13 protein-coding genes are annotated in these 17972 nt (G+C 66.2%); 6 read left to right on the forward strand and 7 right to left on the reverse strand.

Going from position 1 to position 17972, the window contains the following annotated elements:
• Window positions 1-64: 64 nt before the first annotated feature.
• On the reverse strand, window positions 65-1072 hold the full coding sequence (locus tag NF551_RS08505; protein WP_227896693.1) for a YeiH family protein: 1008 nt from the start codon (window positions 1070-1072) through the stop codon (window positions 65-67).
• Window positions 1073-1190: 118 nt separating this feature from the next.
• Here NF551_RS08505 and NF551_RS08510 point away from each other — a divergent pair, with 118 nt between their 5' ends.
• Window positions 1191-3980, forward strand: a complete 2790-nt coding sequence (locus NF551_RS08510; protein ID WP_227896692.1) for a cation-translocating P-type ATPase — start codon at window positions 1191-1193, stop codon at window positions 3978-3980.
• Here the strand turns inward: NF551_RS08510 and NF551_RS08515 are convergent.
• Both NF551_RS08515 and glgC read right to left on the reverse strand, forming a co-directional pair.
• Window positions 3952-5415, reverse strand: a complete 1464-nt coding sequence (locus NF551_RS08515; protein WP_227896691.1) for an SDR family oxidoreductase — start codon at window positions 5413-5415, stop codon at window positions 3952-3954. The genes NF551_RS08510 and NF551_RS08515 overlap by 29 nt on opposite strands.
• A 178-nt stretch (window positions 5416-5593) precedes the next feature.
• Complete coding sequence (gene glgC, locus NF551_RS08520) at window positions 5594-6844, reverse strand: glucose-1-phosphate adenylyltransferase (RefSeq protein WP_331460417.1); 1251 nt, start codon at window positions 6842-6844, stop codon at window positions 5594-5596.
• 107 nt (window positions 6845-6951) lie between these two features.
• Here glgC and glgA point away from each other — a divergent pair, with 107 nt between their 5' ends.
• Window positions 6952-8148 (forward strand): glycogen synthase, encoded by a 1197-nt coding sequence (gene glgA, locus NF551_RS08525; RefSeq protein ID WP_227896690.1) that lies wholly within the window; start codon window positions 6952-6954, stop codon window positions 8146-8148.
• A 71-nt stretch (window positions 8149-8219) separates the two neighbouring features.
• Here the strand turns inward: glgA and NF551_RS08530 are convergent, their stop codons facing one another.
• Window positions 8220-10316 carry an acyl-CoA dehydrogenase family protein gene (locus NF551_RS08530; RefSeq protein ID WP_227896688.1) on the reverse strand — a complete coding sequence of 699 codons (2097 nt, stop codon included), beginning with the start codon at window positions 10314-10316 and terminating at the stop codon, window positions 8220-8222.
• Window positions 10313-11077 (reverse strand): TetR/AcrR family transcriptional regulator, encoded by a 765-nt coding sequence (locus NF551_RS08535; RefSeq protein ID WP_227896686.1) that lies wholly within the window; start codon window positions 11075-11077, stop codon window positions 10313-10315. The genes NF551_RS08530 and NF551_RS08535 overlap by 4 nt, the downstream gene beginning before the upstream one ends.
• Before the next feature lie 72 nt (window positions 11078-11149).
• On the opposite strand from NF551_RS08535, the gene NF551_RS08540 reads away from it, so the two are divergent.
• Genes NF551_RS08540 through NF551_RS08555 form a run of 4 tightly spaced genes read left to right on the forward strand, consistent with a single transcriptional unit; the run spans window position 11150 to window position 16002 of the window.
• Window positions 11150-12481 carry an acetyl-CoA C-acetyltransferase gene (locus NF551_RS08540; RefSeq protein WP_227896685.1) on the forward strand — a complete coding sequence of 444 codons (1332 nt, stop codon included), beginning with the start codon at window positions 11150-11152 and terminating at the stop codon, window positions 12479-12481.
• 1 nt (window position 12482) lies between these two features.
• On the forward strand, window positions 12483-13823 hold the full coding sequence (locus NF551_RS08545) for a 3-oxoacyl-ACP reductase (protein WP_227896684.1): 1341 nt from the start codon (window positions 12483-12485) through the stop codon (window positions 13821-13823).
• The gene (locus NF551_RS08550; protein WP_227896683.1) at window positions 13820-14728 is read left to right on the forward strand and encodes a MaoC family dehydratase; all 909 of its coding nucleotides are present in this window, start codon (window positions 13820-13822) and stop codon (window positions 14726-14728) included. The genes NF551_RS08545 and NF551_RS08550 overlap by 4 nt, the downstream gene beginning before the upstream one ends.
• Window positions 14729-14769: 41 nt before the next feature.
• Window positions 14770-16002 carry a kynureninase gene (locus NF551_RS08555; protein WP_227896682.1) on the forward strand — a complete coding sequence of 411 codons (1233 nt, stop codon included), beginning with the start codon at window positions 14770-14772 and terminating at the stop codon, window positions 16000-16002.
• Here NF551_RS08555 and NF551_RS08560 read toward each other — a convergent pair.
• Both NF551_RS08560 and NF551_RS08565 read right to left on the reverse strand, forming a co-directional pair.
• Window positions 15999-16421: a universal stress protein gene (locus NF551_RS08560; RefSeq protein WP_227896680.1), complete on the reverse strand. Its 423-nt coding sequence runs from the start codon at window positions 16419-16421 to the stop codon at window positions 15999-16001. The genes NF551_RS08555 and NF551_RS08560 overlap by 4 nt on opposite strands.
• Window positions 16414-17886 (reverse strand): APC family permease, encoded by a 1473-nt coding sequence (locus NF551_RS08565; RefSeq protein WP_227896679.1) that lies wholly within the window; start codon window positions 17884-17886, stop codon window positions 16414-16416. Before NF551_RS08565 ends, NF551_RS08560 begins: the two co-directional genes overlap by 8 nt.
• Window positions 17887-17972 lie beyond the last annotated feature (86 nt).

The raw sequence follows: 17972 nt of genomic DNA on the forward strand, positions 1-17972 counted from the left end.
CGGGCAGCCAGGGTGGGTCGAAAGATTCTCGAGCCTATTGCGCAGGCGGCACCGGGGACAATACTCAGCCGGCGGGCACCAGGAGGACAGCCAGGATTAGCGCGCCGGAGACAATGAGGGACCAGGACACCAGCGAGGCGGCGACTGCCGGGCCGCCCGTCCGTGCCAGCTGCCGGAGGTTTACGGATACGCCGAGTCCGAAGAGGGCGGCAGCGAACAGTACTTCCTGGAGACCGGCGGCCACGTCGAGGACCCCGGAGGGCAGTACCCCGGACGTGCGGAGCGCCACAGCGGCCAGGAAGCCCGCCACGAACAGCGGGACCAGCGGAGGGTACGTGCCGGTTCCTTCGCTGCGCCGGCGATGGTCGAGTCCGGCCAGGGCACTGACCGGAGCGAGCATCAGCACGCGGACCAGCTTGACGACGACGGCCAGGGCCAGGGCTGCGGGCCCCGCCGTCTGTGCAGTCGCCACGACCTGCCCCACGTCGTGCACCGAAGCGCCGGTGAGGAATCCGAAGGTGTCCGGGGACAGTCCAAGCATGCCGGACAGCAGTGGAAGCACGGCGATGGCCAAAGTTCCGCAGAGGGTCACCATGGCCGCCGGGACAGCGGTCCGCTCAGCGGGGACCGCCCGGGCAGCGGCAACTGCGCCGACGGCGGAGACACCGCAGATCGAGAATCCCGCAGCGACGAGGACGGATTCCTCACCGGGCAGGCGGAAGAGGCGGCAGATGAACCAGGTGGCAGCGAACGAGAAACCGACCAGGGCGATGACGAGTCCCACCGAGATCCAGCCGAGCCCGGCAATGTCGACCAGTGACACCTTCAGGCCCAGCAGGACAATTCCCAGCCGGAGGAATCTCTTGGCAGCCAGCGCAATTCCGGGCCGCCAGCTTCCAGCCGCAAGCGCCGCGGGACCGGGAATATTGCCCGCCAGCAGGCCCAGCACCACGGCCGCGGTGAGCACCGGAATGCCGGCGGCCACCCGGTGCAGGAGGAACCCGGCCAGCACGGCAACAGCCACAGCTGCCAGGCCGGGGGCCAGTTTACGGAGGTCGGCGGGTTGCGGCATGGTCTTACTGTTCATGAGTTGGACCCCCCGGTCCAACTCCGCTGCGATCGGTTACCGCCCGGAGCGCCCGTTGGTAGACTTGGCAGACCATCCGCCGAGCCCAGTACAGGGGCAGCCCATGCAGCATGGCAGCGATCCGCCGGCCGGCGCGTCTCCCGCCCCGGCCACCGATCCCGAGTCCCGCGTACCAGCACCATGGACCCTTCCGGGGCCTGAGGTCGCTTCCCTTCTCGGCACGGACGCCCACAGCGGCCTTACGCACCGCGCCGTAGAGGAACGCCGTTCTGAGTACGGGCTTAACCGGCTGGCCGGGAAGCCCGCGGTTCCGGCGTGGCGCAAGATTCTGGCGCTGCTCTCGGACCGGCTGATCCTGGTCCTCCTCGCTGCCGCCGTCCTCAGCGCCGTCGTTTCCGGGGAACTCGAAACTCCGATCGTCATTCTTGCCGTCGTCATCCTGAACACCACCCTGAACTATGTCCAGGAGCGCCGGGCGGAGAACAGCCTGGAGGCCCTCCGGAAAACGGATGTAGGCACCACCCGGGTCCGCCGGGATGGCACGACTGCCACAGTTCCCCGCGAAGACCTGGTTCCCGGGGACATCGTCCTCCTGGAAGCGGGGGACTCCGTTCCGGCGGACGGACGCCTGCTGGAAGCAGTGCGGCTCCAGGCAGCTGAAGCGGCCCTTACGGGTGAATCCCAGCCAGTCAACAAGGACGCGCAGGCCACCCCGGACGCAGACGCACCACTCGGCGACCGCCACAGCATGCTGTACATGGGCACGGACATCAGCCGGGGCCGTGCCCTGATGGTCGTCACGGGCACGGGGATGGCCACCCAAATGGGACACATCGCTCATATGCTCGGCAGCACCCCGGATGAAAAGACAACCCTGCAGCGCAGCATTGACCAGTTGGCCGCGCTCCTGACGTGGATCGCCCTTGCCGTCGTGGCACTTGTTTTCCTGCTGGGACTGCTGCGCGGTGAGGACCTGAGCACCCTGCTCCTGACCTCGGTGTCCCTGGCCGTGGCCACCATCCCAGAGGGACTCACCGCCGTCGTGGCCTTCACTCTCGCCATGGGTGCGTCGCGCCTTGCCGCCCGCGGAGCCATCATCAAACAACTCTCCGCCGTGGAGACCCTCGGCGGGACGTCGCAGATCTGCACGGACAAAACCGGCACCCTGACACTGAACGAAATGACTGCGCGCCGCATCCTCGGCCCCGCCGGGCCCACCTTTCGGGTCACCGGGACCGGCTACGGCGTAGACGGCAAGATTCTGAGCCCGGACGGCGACCAGGTTCCGGCACTGACCGAGGCGTACCTCGCCATGGCCCTTTGCAACGATGCCTCCGTCACCGACGGCATCCTCTCCGGCGACCCGACTGAAGGTGCACTGGTGGTGCTCGCCGAGAAGGGAGGCATCGATCCGATGGGAGCGCGGGCGACGCATCCCCGGGTCGCGGAAATCCCCTTCGACTCCGCCTATAAGTACATGGCGACTTTCAACACCAGCAGGAACGAACCGGGAACCGTCCACTGCAACGTCAAGGGTGCACCCGGCGTCGTCCTGGAAATGTGCTCCCACGCAGCCGTTGCGGGCGGCGTCGAACCGCTGGACACCGGTTGGCGGGAACGCCTGGCAGAGGAAGTGGCGGCAATGGCCGGATCCGGGCTGCGGACCATGGCCGTTGCCGGACGCTGGCTGGATGATCCGGTGCCCGAGGACCCGGCAGGCCTCAAGGAAACGGCGACGAACCTTGTCCTGTACGCCGTCGTCGGCATCATGGACCCGCCCCGCCCCGAAGCGCGTGAGGCAATCGAGCGTGCCCACGGAGCAGGCATCAGCGTCCACATGATCACCGGGGACCATCTTGTCACTGCTTCGGCAATCGCCGAGGACCTCGGTATCCGGGGCAGCGCCGTTTCCGGCGCGGACCTGGACGGGCTCAGCCAGGACGAACTCGAAGCGAGGGCACCGCAGTACGGCGTGCTGGCCCGGGTTTCTCCCGAACACAAACTGAGGGTGGTCGAGGCGCTCCAGGCCGACGGAAGTGTCGTTGCCATGACCGGCGACGGCGTCAACGACGCCCCGGCGCTCAAGCGGGCCGACATTGGAATTGCCATGGGGATCACGGGAACGGATGTTTCCAAGGGCGCGGCGCGAATGATTCTCACCGATGACAACTTCGCCACGATCGTCGACGCTGTCGAGGAGGGGCGCGGCATCTATGCCAATATCCTCAAGTTCGTCCGTTTCCAGCTCACCACTGCGTGGGGATTCGTACTGATGTTCCTCGCCGCGGCAACGTTCGGATTCGCCGGGGGAGCGCCCTTCACCGCAATCCAGATTCTCTGGGTCAACATCATCATGGACGGGCCGCCGGCGCTGGCACTCGGGGTGGACCGGACCGATCCCAGCGTCATGCGGCAGCCGCCGCGGAAGCCGCGGGAGCCGCTGCTTACCGGCCAGCGGCTGGTGGGGCTGCTGGTGTCCGGGATCGTGATGGCGGCGGGAACCTGCTGGGTCGGGCTCGCCTCACCGTCGATCTTCCCGGGAAGCGAAGCACCGGGGGAGGACTTCGCGACCACCATGGCGTTCACTACCTTCGTGTTCTACCAGGTCTTCAACCTGCTGAACGTCCGCAGCGAAACGTCGTCGGTCTTCTCACTGCAGACCTTCACCAACCGGAGCATCTGGCTGGCCCTGGGCGCCGTCGTCGTGCTCCAGATCCTGGTGGTGCAGGTGGGCGTGCTGGAGAACCTGTTCGACACATCCCCCCTGACCGCGGACCAGTGGCTGCTGTGCATTGGTACGGCTGCCAGCATCATCGTCGTCTCCGAAATCAGCAAGGCAGCCGCCGCCATCCGGCGCCGCCGGGCTACCAGGGAGACGGCCGGTAATCCTTGAGGAAGACCCCGTACAGGTCTTCGCCTGCCTCGCCCATCACGATCGGATCGTAGACCCGCGCCGCTCCGTCAACGAGGTCCAGGGGCGCGTGGAAACCCTCCTCGGCCAGGCGAACCTTGGTCGGATGCGGCCGCTCGTCGGTGATCCAGCCGGTGTCCACCGCCGTCATCAGGATGCCGTCGGTCTCCAGCATTTCGCCGGCACTGGTGCGCGTGAGCATATTCAGCGAGGCTTTGGCCATATTGGTGTGGGGGTGCCCGGGACCCTTGTAGCGGCGGGCGAACTGGCCCTCCATGGCGGAGACGTTCACGATGTACTTGCGCCGGGCGGGGGAAGCGGCCATGGCGGGACGCAGCCGGTTCACCAGCAGGAACGGCGCCGTCACGTTGCACAGCTGCACTTCGAGCATCTCAAGCGGGTCCACCTCGTCCACCAGCTGGGTCCAGCTGTTGACCGGTGCCGTATCCGGAACCAGGCCGCCGGCGTCGATTGCCGTGCCGGCCTCCAGCTTGGCCAGGGACGAGGAGCCGGCTGTCAGCGCCAGCGACGTCACCGCGTCGCCGGCGAGCACGGGATGCTCCGCCACGGAGCCGGCCAGCGCAGTGGGGTGGGCGTTGTAGGTATTGCCAAACGTCACGAGCTCCGGCATCGGCCGGCCCGAGGGAAGTTCTTCATGTTCGGCGTCCACCAGCGGCTGGTAGGCGTTAGACGTCCGCCGGACGGTCTGGGCAGCGTTGTTGATCAGGATGTCCAGCGGCCCGTCGGCGGCGACAGCGTCGGCCAGGGAGATCACCTGCGCGGGGTCCCGCAGGTCAATACCGACAATCTTGAGCCGGTGCAGCCAATCCGCTGAGTCCTCCATGGCCGCGAAGCGGCGGGCCGCGTCCTTCGGGAAACGGGTGGTGATCGTTGTGTGGGCACCGTCGCGGAGCAGCCGCAGCGCAATGTACATGCCGATCTTGGCGCGCCCGCCGGTCAGCAGTGCACGCCGTCCGGTGAGGTCGGTCCTGGCGTCCCGCTTGGCGTGGCTGAAGGCAGCGCACTCCGGGCAGAGCTGATGGTAGAAGGCGTCGACCAGGGTGTAGGGCTGCTTGCAGATGTAGCAGTTGCGCGGCTTCAACAGGGTTCCGGCGGACGGGCCGTGGGCGGCACTGCGCAGCTGCGCACCGCGGGTCTCGTCGTCGATCCGGTCCGGAGCGCCGGTGGCGGTGCGGGCCACGACGGCGCGGTCCGCTTCCGCCACCGCGTCCCGCTTCGCAACTTTGCGGTGCTTCTTGACGGCCTTGAACATCTTGGCGGTTGCCCGGCGGACGGCGACGTGGTCCGGGTGGTCTTCCTCAAGCACATGGATCCGGGAGAGGACCCGGAGGCAGGCCTCCAGGTCTTCAGGGCTGAGGTCGGTGCTGTCAGTGCTGCTCAGGTCAGTGCTGCTCATGGAGTCGTTTCTGGGATGTGGTCCGCCGGGGGTATGCACGGCGGAGGGCAAAATGGTGCACTTCGACCTTACCGCCACGGGCACGCCAAGCCGGAATCAAGCGGCGGGGCCCACAGCCCGGACATCCCAGCGGCCTGCAGGTAGGCTGCCGGGATGCGGGCCGCGGGTTCCGCACCGCCTAGTCGATGCGGACCGTCTGCCCCTTGCTCAGCACGGTGAGGCCCGACGCCGTCACGGTGTAGCCGCGGGCAAGATCAAGCTCCCGGTCCACGCCGACAGTGGCACCCGGCGGGATCTGCACGTTTTTATCCACGATGGCCCGGCGGACAATTGCCCGTTCTCCCACATGCACGCCGTCCATGATCACGCTGTCGCTGACGCTGGACATTGCGTCGACGTAGACGTCATGCGCCAGGACGGACCCGGAGACGCTGCCCCCGGAAATGACTGCACCGTTGGACACAATCGAGTCCAGCGCGGTACCCGGTTCGTCGGAAGGGCCGCGGACGAACTTGGCGGGCGGCGAGATGCTCTGCCTGGTGTAAATGGGCCACTGCAGGTTGTACAGGTTGAATGCGGGGACGGGCGAAATCAGGTCCATGTTCGCGTCGTAGTAGGAATCCAGGGTGCCGACATCCCTCCAGTACCGCTGGTCCCGTCCGGTCGCCCCGGGAATCACGTTTTCGGTGAAGTCGTAAACCGCCGCTTCTCCGCGGTCCACGAAATACGGAATGATGTCCCCGCCCATATCGTGCTTGGTGATCAGGCGCTCCGCATCCACCCGCAGCGCTTCCACCAGGGCATCAGTCGTGAAGACGTAGTTACCCATCGAGGCCAGGAAGCTGTCGGGATCATCGGGCAGGCCGGGAGTGCTTGAGGGCTTTTCCACGAAGGCGGCGATCCGCCCCGGCATGGAGGGGTCCGTTTCGATAACGCCGAACTGGTCGGCCATGGACAGCGGCTGCCGGACCGCTGCCACACTGCACGGCGCACCCGAGGCAATGTGGGCGTCGACCATCTGGGAGAAATCCATCCTGTACACGTGGTCTGCCCCGATCACGACGACGATGTCCGGCCGCGCGTCGTCAATCAGGTTCATCGACTGGTACAGGGCGTTGGCGCTGCCCAGGAACCAGCTCTTTCCGACCCGCTGCTGTGCGGGCACGGATGCCACGTAGTTCTGCAGCTGTGTCGACAGCCGCCACGTTTCGGAAATGTGCCGGTCCAGGCTGTGCGACTTGTACTGGGTCAGCACCACAATCTGCAGGTAGCCGGAATTCACCAGGTTGGACAAGGCAAAATCGATGAGCCGGTATTTCCCGGCGAAAGGCACGGCGGGTTTGGCCCGGTCAGCAGTAAGCGGCATCAGCCGCTTGCCCTCGCCCCCGGCGAGGACAACGGACAGGACTTTCTTCGGTGCCATGTGCATACTCCTGACTTCCACCCACAGGTGGGAAACTGTTTAGCCTGCCGGACAGGTAAGCCTGCTGCCCAACAGACTAGATCACCGCACGTGATGTGCACTACGTTGTACAAGTGCGAGTAGATATCGTTTCCAAGGAATTCCCGCCGGAAATTTACGGCGGTGCCGGTGTGCACGTCGCTGAGCTGAGCCGGGTGCTGGCAGGTCTCCTCGACCTCCACGTCCACTGCTTTGGGGCACCGCGCGAGCTGGACTATCACGGAGCCCGGGTCCAGGCCTACCCCGTTCCGGCTGAGCTCGAAACCGCCAATCCGGCCGTTCAGACCCTGGGAACGGACCTTGACATGCTTCAGGGCTTCCAGGGCGCAGACGTCATCCACTCGCATACCTGGTACGCGAACATGGCCGGCCACCTCGGCTCGCTGCTGTACGGGGTTCCGCATGTGCTCAGTGCCCACAGCATCGAGCCGCTGCGTCCCTGGAAAGCCGAACAGCTGGGCGGAGGCTATGCGCTTTCCTCCTGGGTCGAGAAAACGGCGTACGACGCCGCCTCGGCCATCATCGCCGTCTCGGAAGGGATGCGCCGGGACATCCTCCGCGCCTACCCGGAAGTCACCCCCGGGAAAGTGCACGTTGTCCACAACGGCATCGACACCGGCGCCTGGCGGCCTGACCACGACCCGGATGCCCTCCGGGGCCTGGGCATCGACCCGGATGCCCCGTCGGTCGTCTTCGTCGGGCGGAACACCAGGCAAAAGGGCGTCCCCTATCTTCTCCGCGCAGCTGCCCTCCTGCCCCCGGACGTGCAGGTCATCCTGTGCCTCGGTGCCGCGGACACACCCGAACTCGCCTCAGAGACGGCCATCCTCATCGGGGAGCTGATGGAAACCCGCGGCGGTGTTGTCGTGATCGAACGCATGCTGCCCAGGGACGAGCTCATCAAGGTCCTCAGTTCCGCCACGGCGTTTGCCTGCCCGTCGATCTATGAGCCGCTGGGCATCGTCAACCTTGAAGCCATGGCGTGCGGCACGGCGGTCGTGGCCAGTGCCACCGGCGGCATTCCTGAAGTCGTGGACGACGGAGTGACCGGACTCCTGGTCCCCCTGGACCAGCTCGACGACGGCACCGGCACCCCGCTTGATCCCGAGACCTTCGTCCGGGACTTCGCTGCCGCGCTGACCGTTGTTGTCACAGACCCGGACCGCGCAGCCCAAATGGGCCAGGCCGGCCGCCGGCGTGCCGAGCAGGAGTTTTCCTGGGACACCATCGCCCAGGCGACCATCGACGTCTACCGTTCGGTTCTTCCCTAGAAACGTCTGAAGACAGTGAAAAAGCGGTGTCCGCAGGGCTGCCTGCGGACACCGCTTTTTTGGTTCAGCTGTTAGCGGCTGGCCTTGGCGGCCTGCTTCTTCCGCTGGATCAGGATCTTCTCGTCGACCGGAGCCGCACCGCTTGCCCGGAGCAGGCGCTGGTACTCCATGGACTCATCCTGGCGCTCCTTCTCGGCGCCCGTGGCAACTGCTGCGCGCAGGTGCTCCGGCCCGTAGCCGAAGGCGTTGACCAGGTCCATGGCGTGCGGGCGGATCTTGGCCAGCAGCCGGTTGATGTACTCGCCCAGGGTGCGGGCGCGCTGGGAAGACAGGCGGCCGTGCATCAGGTACCAGGCCAGGTTCTTTTCGATCAGGCTCAGGCCAAAGAGATCGCGCAGCCAGGTCACTACCTGCCGTGTGCCGTCGTCCTCAATCCGCTCCAGGCCGCGGGTGAAGGCCTCCCACTGCAGCAGCTCGGCGTGTGCCCGGGCAGCCTCAATCAGGTCGTGCTGGTTCCGGTTGAACACCGCCGCGGCCTCCGCCTTGGGCAGCTTGCGGGCCTTCTGGAGCTCTCCGGCGACCTCCGCGACCATCGTGGCGACGCGGTCTGCCAGCAGGGCGTGCTGGGTGCGGGCGTCACGCAGGGCAATGGCGGATTTCTTTTCGGAGCCCGTGTCGGCGACGGTCTGTACGATCTGCCGCAGGCCGGAGCGGTGGAAGGTGCGTTCAGTGGCCTGCCCCACCACGTAGCGGGCCAGGACACCGAAGTCGGCGCTCTGGAATTCCTTGGCGTAGTCGGCGAGCAGCCGCTTGGCTACCAGCTGGAGCAGGACGGTGTTGTCGCCTTCGAAGGTGACGTAGATGTCCAGGTCCGACCGGAGGGCCGTGAGGCGGTTCTCAGCCAGGAACCCCGCACCACCGGTTGCCTCACGGCATTCCTGCAGTGTGTCCAGCGCGTGCCAGGTTGAAAGTGACTTCAGCGCCGCGGCCAGTGTTTCAAGGTCCTGGCGGTTCTCGTCCGTGTCGTCCGCGCCGGAGAACACGTCGTCGAACTTTGCCAGCAGTTCATCGTGGGCGAAGGAGGCCGCATACGTTGTGGCCAGCAGCGGCAGCAGCCGGCGCTGATGCTGCTGGTAGTCCATCAGCACTTCCTCGACGGTATCCGAGGCACCGTTGAACTGCCGGCGTTCGGTCGCGTACTTGATAGCGATGTTCAGTCCCAGCTTGGAGGCAGCAACTGCTGCGCCGTCGAGCGATACCCGCCCCTGGACCAGGGTGCCGATCATCGTGAAGAAGCGGCGTCCCGGGCTTTCGATGCTAGACGTGTAGGTACCGTCCTCAGCGACGTCTCCGTAGCGGTTCAGCAGGTTGGTACGGGGAATCCGGACGTTGCTGAAGTGCAGCCGGCCGTTGTCGATTCCGTTGAGGCCGCCCTTGACTCCGTCATCCTCGCCGCCGATGCCGGGCAGGAATCCGTTCTCATCCCGCAGCGGAACGTAGAACGCGTGGACTCCGTGGTCGACGCCCTTGGTGATCAGGTGGGCGAACAAAACGGCGGCCTTGCCGTATACGGCGGCGTTGCCGATGTAGTCCTTCCACGCCGCGCGGAAAGGCGTGTTGATGATGAATTCCCCGGCCGCCTCGTCGTATTCCGCCGTGGTGGCGATGCTGGACACATCGGATCCGTGGCCGGTTTCCGTCATCGCGAAGCATCCCGGGATTTCCAGGCTCATGATGCCGGGGAGCCACTTCTCGTGGTGTTCGCGGTTGCCGAGGTGCAGGACGGCGGAGCCGAAGAGGCCCCACTGCACGCCGGCTTTGATCTGCAGTGACGGATCGGCCACCACCAGCTCCGCAAACCCGGCGACATTTCCGCCGTGGTTGTCCTGGCCGCCGACGTACTCGGGGAAGGCACGGTGCACGGCATCGGCGTCAACGAGGATTTTCAGCTGGTCCATGACGCGCAGCCGGTGCTCGGTGTGCGTCAGGCCTGCGGGGGTGTGAAGCGCATCGGTACCGGCAAGTGCCCTGGCCTTCAGCCGGATGTCCTCCCACTTGCCCAGGAGCGCACGGCCCAGTGCCTCTACGTTGACGGTAGCCGAATCGTCATCGCTGATGACGGTGCTGGCCGGAATCTGGCGCTCTGGAGTGGAGACTGATTGCGTCATTGCGTGTCCTTACTTGTCGGCACTGCGTCGGAGCCGGTTCGGCCGCCACGCACAGTGGTGGAGGGAGTAACAGTCTTTGCTGAGGGGTCGGGGGTGTCCCAGCCGATCCCGTCGAAAAGCCAAATGGTGAGCTGGTCGGTCATTTCGGCTTCAGTCGGACGATCCGGTCCGGCCGGCGTCGCGAGCCAGCGTTCGCCGGCTGAACGCACCATCCCCAGGGCTGCGATGGGCCAGAAGCCCGCGGCGGACTGAGTCACGGCATCCGACTGGTGGCCCTTCAGGTACAGCTGCACGGCGTGGTCCATCATGGCGCTGATATTCGCCATGAAATGCGAGAGGGCGACGGCGACACCGGGTTCGCTGCCTGCCGCAGCCTCGCCTGCCGGGCTGCCCGTGACAAAGGCATAGACATTGGGAGAGGTCTCGGCCATCTGCAGATAAGCCGAGACCATGGCACGCATACCCGAGCGGGGGGAGTCCGCGCTGCGCCCGGCGGCCAGGATCTTTTCCTGCATCTGGTTGATCACGACTTCGCCCATGGCCTGCTGAAGTCCTGACTTGTCGCCGAAGTAGCGGTAGTACACGGACTTGGAGGTACCGGAAGCAGCGGCGATTTCTTCCATGGATGCCTGCGCGCCCAGGGTGTGGACGGCGCGGCGGGCGGCCTTGATCAAGGCTCCGCGCCGCTCGGTGCGGTGGGCTTCCCACCGCACCGACCTTCCGTCCGCCGTCCGTGTGTCTTGTTTCACTGCGCTGTTCACGATACTCAGCGTATCAGGTACGCTGAGTTACAGTAACTCTCGTCACACAACGACCCCCAAGGAGAATGACGAATGGCTGCACAACCCGCCCCCGCACCCCAGCCGGTGCAGGTCTCTGGTCCCGCCGTACGGAACGCCGTCGTAATCGGCGGCAACCGCATTCCCTTCGCCCGGTCCGGCGGAGCGTATGCCCACAGCTCGAACCAGGACATGCTCACCGCCGCGCTTGACGGACTTGTTGCCCGCTTCGGGCTGCAGGGGGAACGGGTCGGCGCTGTCGCGGCCGGCGCGGTTTTGAAGCACTCACGGGATTTCAACCTCACGCGGGAGGCAGTCCTTGGCTCCGCGCTGTCCCCGGAAACGCCGGCCTACGATGTGCAGCAGGCCTGCGCCACCGGCCTGGAAACCGTGGTTTCCCTCGCAAACAAGATCAAGCTGGGCCAGCTGGAATCCGGCATCGCCGGCGGTGTCGATTCCGCCTCGGATGCCCCAATCGCCGTCAGTGAAGGTTTGCGCCGCGCGCTCCTGGACCTTTCCCGTGCCCGGAACACCAAGCAGAAGCTCGCAGCCATCGCCAAGATCCGCCCGAAGGACCTGGCACCGAACGCACCGAACACCGGCGAGCCGCGCACCGGACTCTCCATGGGGGAGCACCAGGCGCTGACCACGGCACAGTGGAAGATCACCCGCGAAAGCCAGGACGAACTGGCGTACAACAGCCACCGCAATCTGGCAGCTGCCTACGACCGCGGCTTCTTCGACGACCTCATGACCCCGTACCGCGGACTGTCCCGCGATTCGAACCTGCGTGCAGACACCTCGCTGGAGAAGCTTGCCTCCCTCAAGCCGGTCTTCGGCCGTGCCCTGGGCGACGAAGCAACCATGACCGCCGGCAACTCCACCCCGCTGACCGACGGCGCATCGGTTGTGCTTCTCGGCTCGGAAGACTACGCCCGCGAACATGATCTGCCGATGCTTGCCAACATCGTCGATGCCGAGGCCGGTGCGGTCGATTTCGTCCACGGCCGCGACGGACTGCTCATGGCGCCGGCCTTCGCCGTGCCGCGCCTGCTGGCCCGCAACAACATGACGTTCGACGACTTCAACTTCTTCGAGATCCATGAAGCCTTCGCGGGTACGGTGCTGAGCACCCTCGCCGCCTGGGAAGATGACGAGTTCTGCCGCACGCGCCTGGGCCTGGAGGGCCCGCTGGGCAGCATCGACCGGAGCAAGCTCAACGTTAACGGCTCCTCGCTCGCTGCCGGCCACCCGTTCGCCGCCACCGGCGGCCGGATCGTCGCCTCGCTGGCAAAGATGCTGTCCGAGAAGGGATCCGGGCGCGGCCTTATCTCGATCTGCGCGGCCGGAGGCCAGGGTCTCGTGGCCATCCTGGAGGCCCGCTGACATGTCGGATACCTATCTGAACCTGGTCAACTCCGGCCTTACCAAGGAGATTGCCAAGAAGCTGGGGCTGCCGCGGCCGGCTGTGCTGCGCCGTTTCGACCCGTCCAAGCCCCTGGTGCCGGGACCGCTCCTGGTCCTGGGGAAAGGCGAGTCCGCTGACGCCCTGGCCTCGGTGCTGCTTTCCTGGCAGCAGGATGTCCGCCGCCACGCGACTCCCAAGGAGAAGCTCGGCGCCATCCTCATGGTCCTGGACGAAGTGATGTCGCCGGAGGACCTCTCCTCGGTCAGCCTTGACGCCGGCGCCAGCCTGCGCGACCTTGCCTCCGGGGGACGGATCGTCACCGTCTCGCGGCCGGCCTCCGAGGCGCAGGACCCCGCTGCAGCTGCCGCGCGCCAGGGTGTCGAGGGCACGCTGCGTTCCCTTGCGCACGAACTGCGCGGCGGGGCGACCGCGAACGGGATCGTGCTGGCCAACGGAACCGGTGCCACGGCTCCGTCCGTGGCCGCCGCCCTGCGTTTCCTGCTCTCCGGCCGCAGCGCGTACGTGAACGGGCAGTTCATCACCGTTGGTTCCGCCGCCGGGGAACTGCCCGCCGAATGGACCGCTTCGCTGGCGGCCAAGACCGCCGTCGTCACCGGAGCCGCACGCGGCATCGGAGCTGCGATCGCCCGCGTGCTGCACCGCGAAGGCGCCAACGTCATTGTGGTCGACGTTCCGGCAGCGGGGGAGCAGCTGGCAGCGGTAGCGAACGAAATCCGCGGTACCGCCCTGCAGGTGGATATCACCCGCGACGACGCTGCCGACAGGATCCTGGCACACGCTTCCGAGCGTTACGGCCGGCTGGACATCGTGATCCACAATGCCGGGATTACCCGTGACAAGCTGCTGGCCAACATGGACGCCTCACGCTGGGATTCCGTGATTGCGGTCAACATTGCTTCACAGCTGAAGATGAACGAGCGTTTCCTGGCTTCGGAGGCGTTCAGCAAGCAGGGCCGGATTGTCTCGCTGGCTTCCACCAGCGGCATTGCCGGCAACCGCGGCCAAACGAACTACGCGGCATCCAAGGCGGGGATCATCGGTATGGTCCGGGCCACCGCACCCCTGCTGGAGCCCCGCGGCGGTTCGATCAACGCCGTCGCTCCCGGCTTCATCGAAACGGACATGACCGCCCGGATGCCGGCGCTGACCCGCCAGGTTGCCCGGCGCCTTTCGAGCCTGCAGCAGGGTGGACAGCCCGTCGACGTTGCCGAGACCATCGCGTTCCTCGCCTCGGACGGTGCAGCCGGCGTGAACGGCCAGGTCCTGCGGGTCTGCGGCCAGAATATGGTCGGAGCATGAGTGTCCAGGACCTGGAGCAATTCCAGCTCCACGAAATCCCCGCACTCGGCCGGCTGTACCTTTCCGCGGCCGGCAACGCTGCGCGCAGCAAACTGACATCCTCGGCTTCGACCCAGACGCTGCCGGCAGCGCGCCACACCGTCACCAACGCCAGAGTGGATCTGGACCGGCTGACGGACTTCCAGCGCCTGGTGCTCCGGAGCGCCCAGGACACGCTTCCGTCAGGGTACGTTCACACGTTCGCCTTCCCGGTGGCCATGAGCGTGATGGCACGTGAGGACTTCCCCCTGCCCCTGCTGGGCATGGTGCATCTGCGCAACCACGTCACGCATCTGCGGCCCATCCATTACACGGAGCCGCTGAGCGTCACCGCCTGGGCGGAAAACCTGGCCGGGCACCGCGCGGGAACACAGGTGGAACTGGTGGCCGAAGTCCGGTCCGGCACCGAACTCGTGTGGACCGGGCGTTCGGTCTATCTGGCAAAGGGCGTGTTCCTTCCCCGGATCGACCGCCCGCAGGCCCGGACGGAGCGGGAGGACTTCACCCCGCCGCTTCCCACGGCCCAGTGGCGGCTCGGAGCGGACGCAGGACGGAACTATGCCAAGGTGTCGGGGGACTTCAACCCCATCCACCTGAGCAGCCTCTCCGCCAAAGCGCTGGGCATGAAGCGCTCGATCGCCCATGGCATGTACCTCGCCTCGCGGGTCGTTGCGGAAGCGGGTCCGGCCCTGCCGGAACCCTTCGAATGGAGCATCGAGTTCGAATCGCCGGTGTTCCTTCCGGCGACGGTGAGCGTCCGCATTTCAGACGCCGGCGCCCCGGGCGACATGGCAGGGACAACGTTCACGGGGTGGAACCAGCGCAGCCGCCGCAGGCACTTCCACGGCTGGGCCCGGCCGCTCTGAAAGATAAGGATGCCGGGACCTGGACTGCTAGAGTTCGGGCCATGAACGAATCCCGTTTTGCTGAACTGGCCAAGGAACTGGACGCTGCGGATCCCTTGGCTGACCTGCGCGAACGTTTCGTTGGACACAATGACCCGGCCATCAGTGCCTACTTTGACGGCAACTCCCTCGGCCGGCCGCTGGCGGCAACTCTGGACCGGCTGGGGGAGTTCGTTACCCATGCGTGGGGCAGCCGGCTGATCCGCTCCTGGGACGAGGGCTGGCTCGCCCTTCCCTCGGCAATCGGTGACCAGCTGGGCGCGACAGTCCTCGGCGCGGCGCCGGGGCAGTGCATCGTGGCGGACTCAACCACAGTGCTGCTCTACAAACTGGCGCGTGCGGCTGTGGCTGCCGGCGCAGGCCGAACCGAGATCGTGCTGGACCGGGACAACTTTCCCACGGACCGCTACGTCATGGACGGAATCGCCCGCGAGTGCGGTATGACGCTCCGCTGGCTGGAGGCGGATTACGACGGCGGCGTGAGCCCGGAAGCCGTGGCTTCCGCCGTCGGGCCGCAGACGGCCCTGGTGGTCCTCAGCCACGTGGCCTACCGGTCCGGTTTTATCGCCGACGTCCCGGCCATCACCGCCCTGGTCCATGAAGCCGGCGGACGGGTCCTCTGGGACCTGTGCCATTCGGCCGGCTCGGTTCCCGCCGAGCTCGATAACTGGAACGTCGATTATGCCGCCGGCTGCAGTTACAAGTACCTGGGCGGCGGTCCCGGCGCCCCTGCGTGGGCCTACGTTGCCCGCCGCCACCAGGAAGACTTCGCCCAGCCCATCCAGGGCTGGCTGGGCGCAGGCGATCCATTTGCCATGGGAGCGGACTACGTACCCGCCGCAGGGATCCAGCGGGTGGTCTCGGGAACACCGCCGATCCTGGGCATGCTGGCCATACAGGACATGATTGCGCTCATCGCCGAGGCAGGCATGGACGCCGTGCGAGCCAAGTCCGTGCAGCTCACCTCCTTTGCCGTGCAGGCATTCGACGAAATCCTCGCTCCGCTTGGCGTCACGCTGGCGTCGCCGCGGGACACCGCCCGCAGGGGCAGCCACGTCACGATCGACCATCCGTCGTTCAAGGACGTCACGGCCCGGCTGTGGGAACGCGGCATCATTCCGGACTACCGCAACCCCAACGGCATCCGGCTGGGACTTTCTCCGCTGTCCACGTCCTTCGCTGAAACCTGGACCGGAATCGAAGCCATCGCCTCAGAGCTCCGGCACGCCGCCTAATCCTGCAGGGCCTGGCCGGCCTTGACCGCGAGGACCGGGCAGGACGCCTCCAGCAGGATCCGCTGCGCCGTGCTGCCGAGGAAAAGCTTGCCCACCGGCGTGCGGTGCCGTAAGCCGACGACGATCAGCCGTGCCCCAAGCCGCGAGGCAACCGCCAGGATTTCGTCCGCGGGGTCGTAGTCCCCTTCCGGATGGATGATCTCGAAGGACAGTCCTGCCGATTCCAGTTCCGCGGCAATCGAGTTCAGGTCATCGGCGGCATCCTCGCCGTGCGCATGCCCGTGCCCCAGGCCGCGGCCCGTGGTGCGGACGTTGACGACTGCCAGCTCGTCCTGGAACAGCTCGGCCACCCGTCTCGCCTGCGCGAGGGCGGCAGCACCCTCGGCTCCCGGGACGTACCCAACGACGATGCTAGCCATGGAGTTCCTCCGGATCAGTAAAGCGGGTTCGTTTGGCTTTGACCGCCCGGTTCCACAGCCAGGTAAAGAACCACAGGACGACGCCTATCGCCAGCAGGATTCCGGCGATGCGGTACTCGATGGGGTCCTGCGCCCAGGGACCCACCAGGAAGGCGCAGGTGGCGGCCCCGATCCAGGGCATGATGCCGGGGGAGCGGAATGTCTTGCGGACAGCCGCAGGTCCGTCCTCCGTGTTCGGCTGGGGATCCGGCGGACGCCGGCGCAGCACGATGCAGGCTATGTTCACGACCGTGAACACGCAGAGCAGAAGCAGTGCGGTGGTTCCGCCCAGCGCCGAAACCGTTTGCGGACCCATGGCGTTGGTGACCAGGATGATGAGTCCGGTGGCGATTGCCGTGGTGAACACGATCGCCGCCCACGGTGTCCTGCGCCCGGGCAGGATCAGGGCCAATCCACGGGGCAGAACCTCCTGGCGCGACATCCCGTAAAGCAGCCGGCTCGCCATCAGCATGTTGATCAAGGCCGTGTTGGCCACGGCGAAGATCGACAGGAACGGATAAAAGACGTCGATCGGGAACCCCGGAGCGCCGGTCTGCACCACTTCCAGCAGGGGAGTCTGGCTTTCGGAGAGCTGCCCTACCGGGACCACCGCCACGGCGGCGATGGAGACCAGCAGGTAGATGAAGACCGTTATGCCCAGGCCGCTGAGCATGACCTTGGGAAATATCCGCGCCGGGTCCTTCGTCTCTTCGGCCATGTTGACGGAGTCCTCGAACCCGACCATCGAGAAGAACGCCAGGGACGTAGCCGCGGTGAGCGCCAGAAACACGGATTTCCCGCCCTCGGTCTCGAAGACCATGACCCGGGAGAAGTCCACGTTGCCCTGGCCCATGGCCCAGAAGCCGATGCCGATCACGATCAGGAGCCCGGTCAGTTCCACGATGGTCAGGAAGACGTTGAACTTGATGCTTTCCCCGACCCCGCGGAGATTGATGAGCGCCAAAAGCACCATGAAACTGACTGCTATGGCGGTTACGCCGAATTGCCCCCAGCCGAGGTTGAACCCGACCAGGAAGTTCTCGGCAAGGAACTTCGACGCCGTAGAGGCTGAGGTGATGCCGGAACACAGGACGGCGAAGGTCACCAGGAACGTGACGAAGTGGATCCCGAAAGCCTTGTGCGTATACAGGGCGGCTCCGGCTGCCTGCGGGTACTTGGTCACCAGTTCCAGGTAGGACAGCGCCGTGATCGTGGCAACGGAAAAGGCGATCAGGACCGGAGCCCAGGCCGCTCCGCCAATCTCTCCGGCGATCTGTCCGGTCAGGGCGTAGACGCCGGTTCCCAGCACGTCACCCACGATGAACAGGAGCAGGAGCTTGGTTCCCATCACCCGTTTCAGTTCCGGGCCGCTGCTTTCCCGCGGCGAACCGTCGGTCGCCGCATTCTCACCTCCGGGAACACTCATGCCCGGTATTCTGCGCGCGGAAGCACCGGCGCCGCAATGCACCCGGCAGGATCCATCCACTCGGGCTCCGAATCCGGACCGGCGTG

The organism is Arthrobacter caoxuetaonis (genome assembly GCF_023921125.1).
Lineage (GTDB): Bacteria > Actinomycetota > Actinomycetes > Actinomycetales > Micrococcaceae > Arthrobacter_B > Arthrobacter_B caoxuetaonis.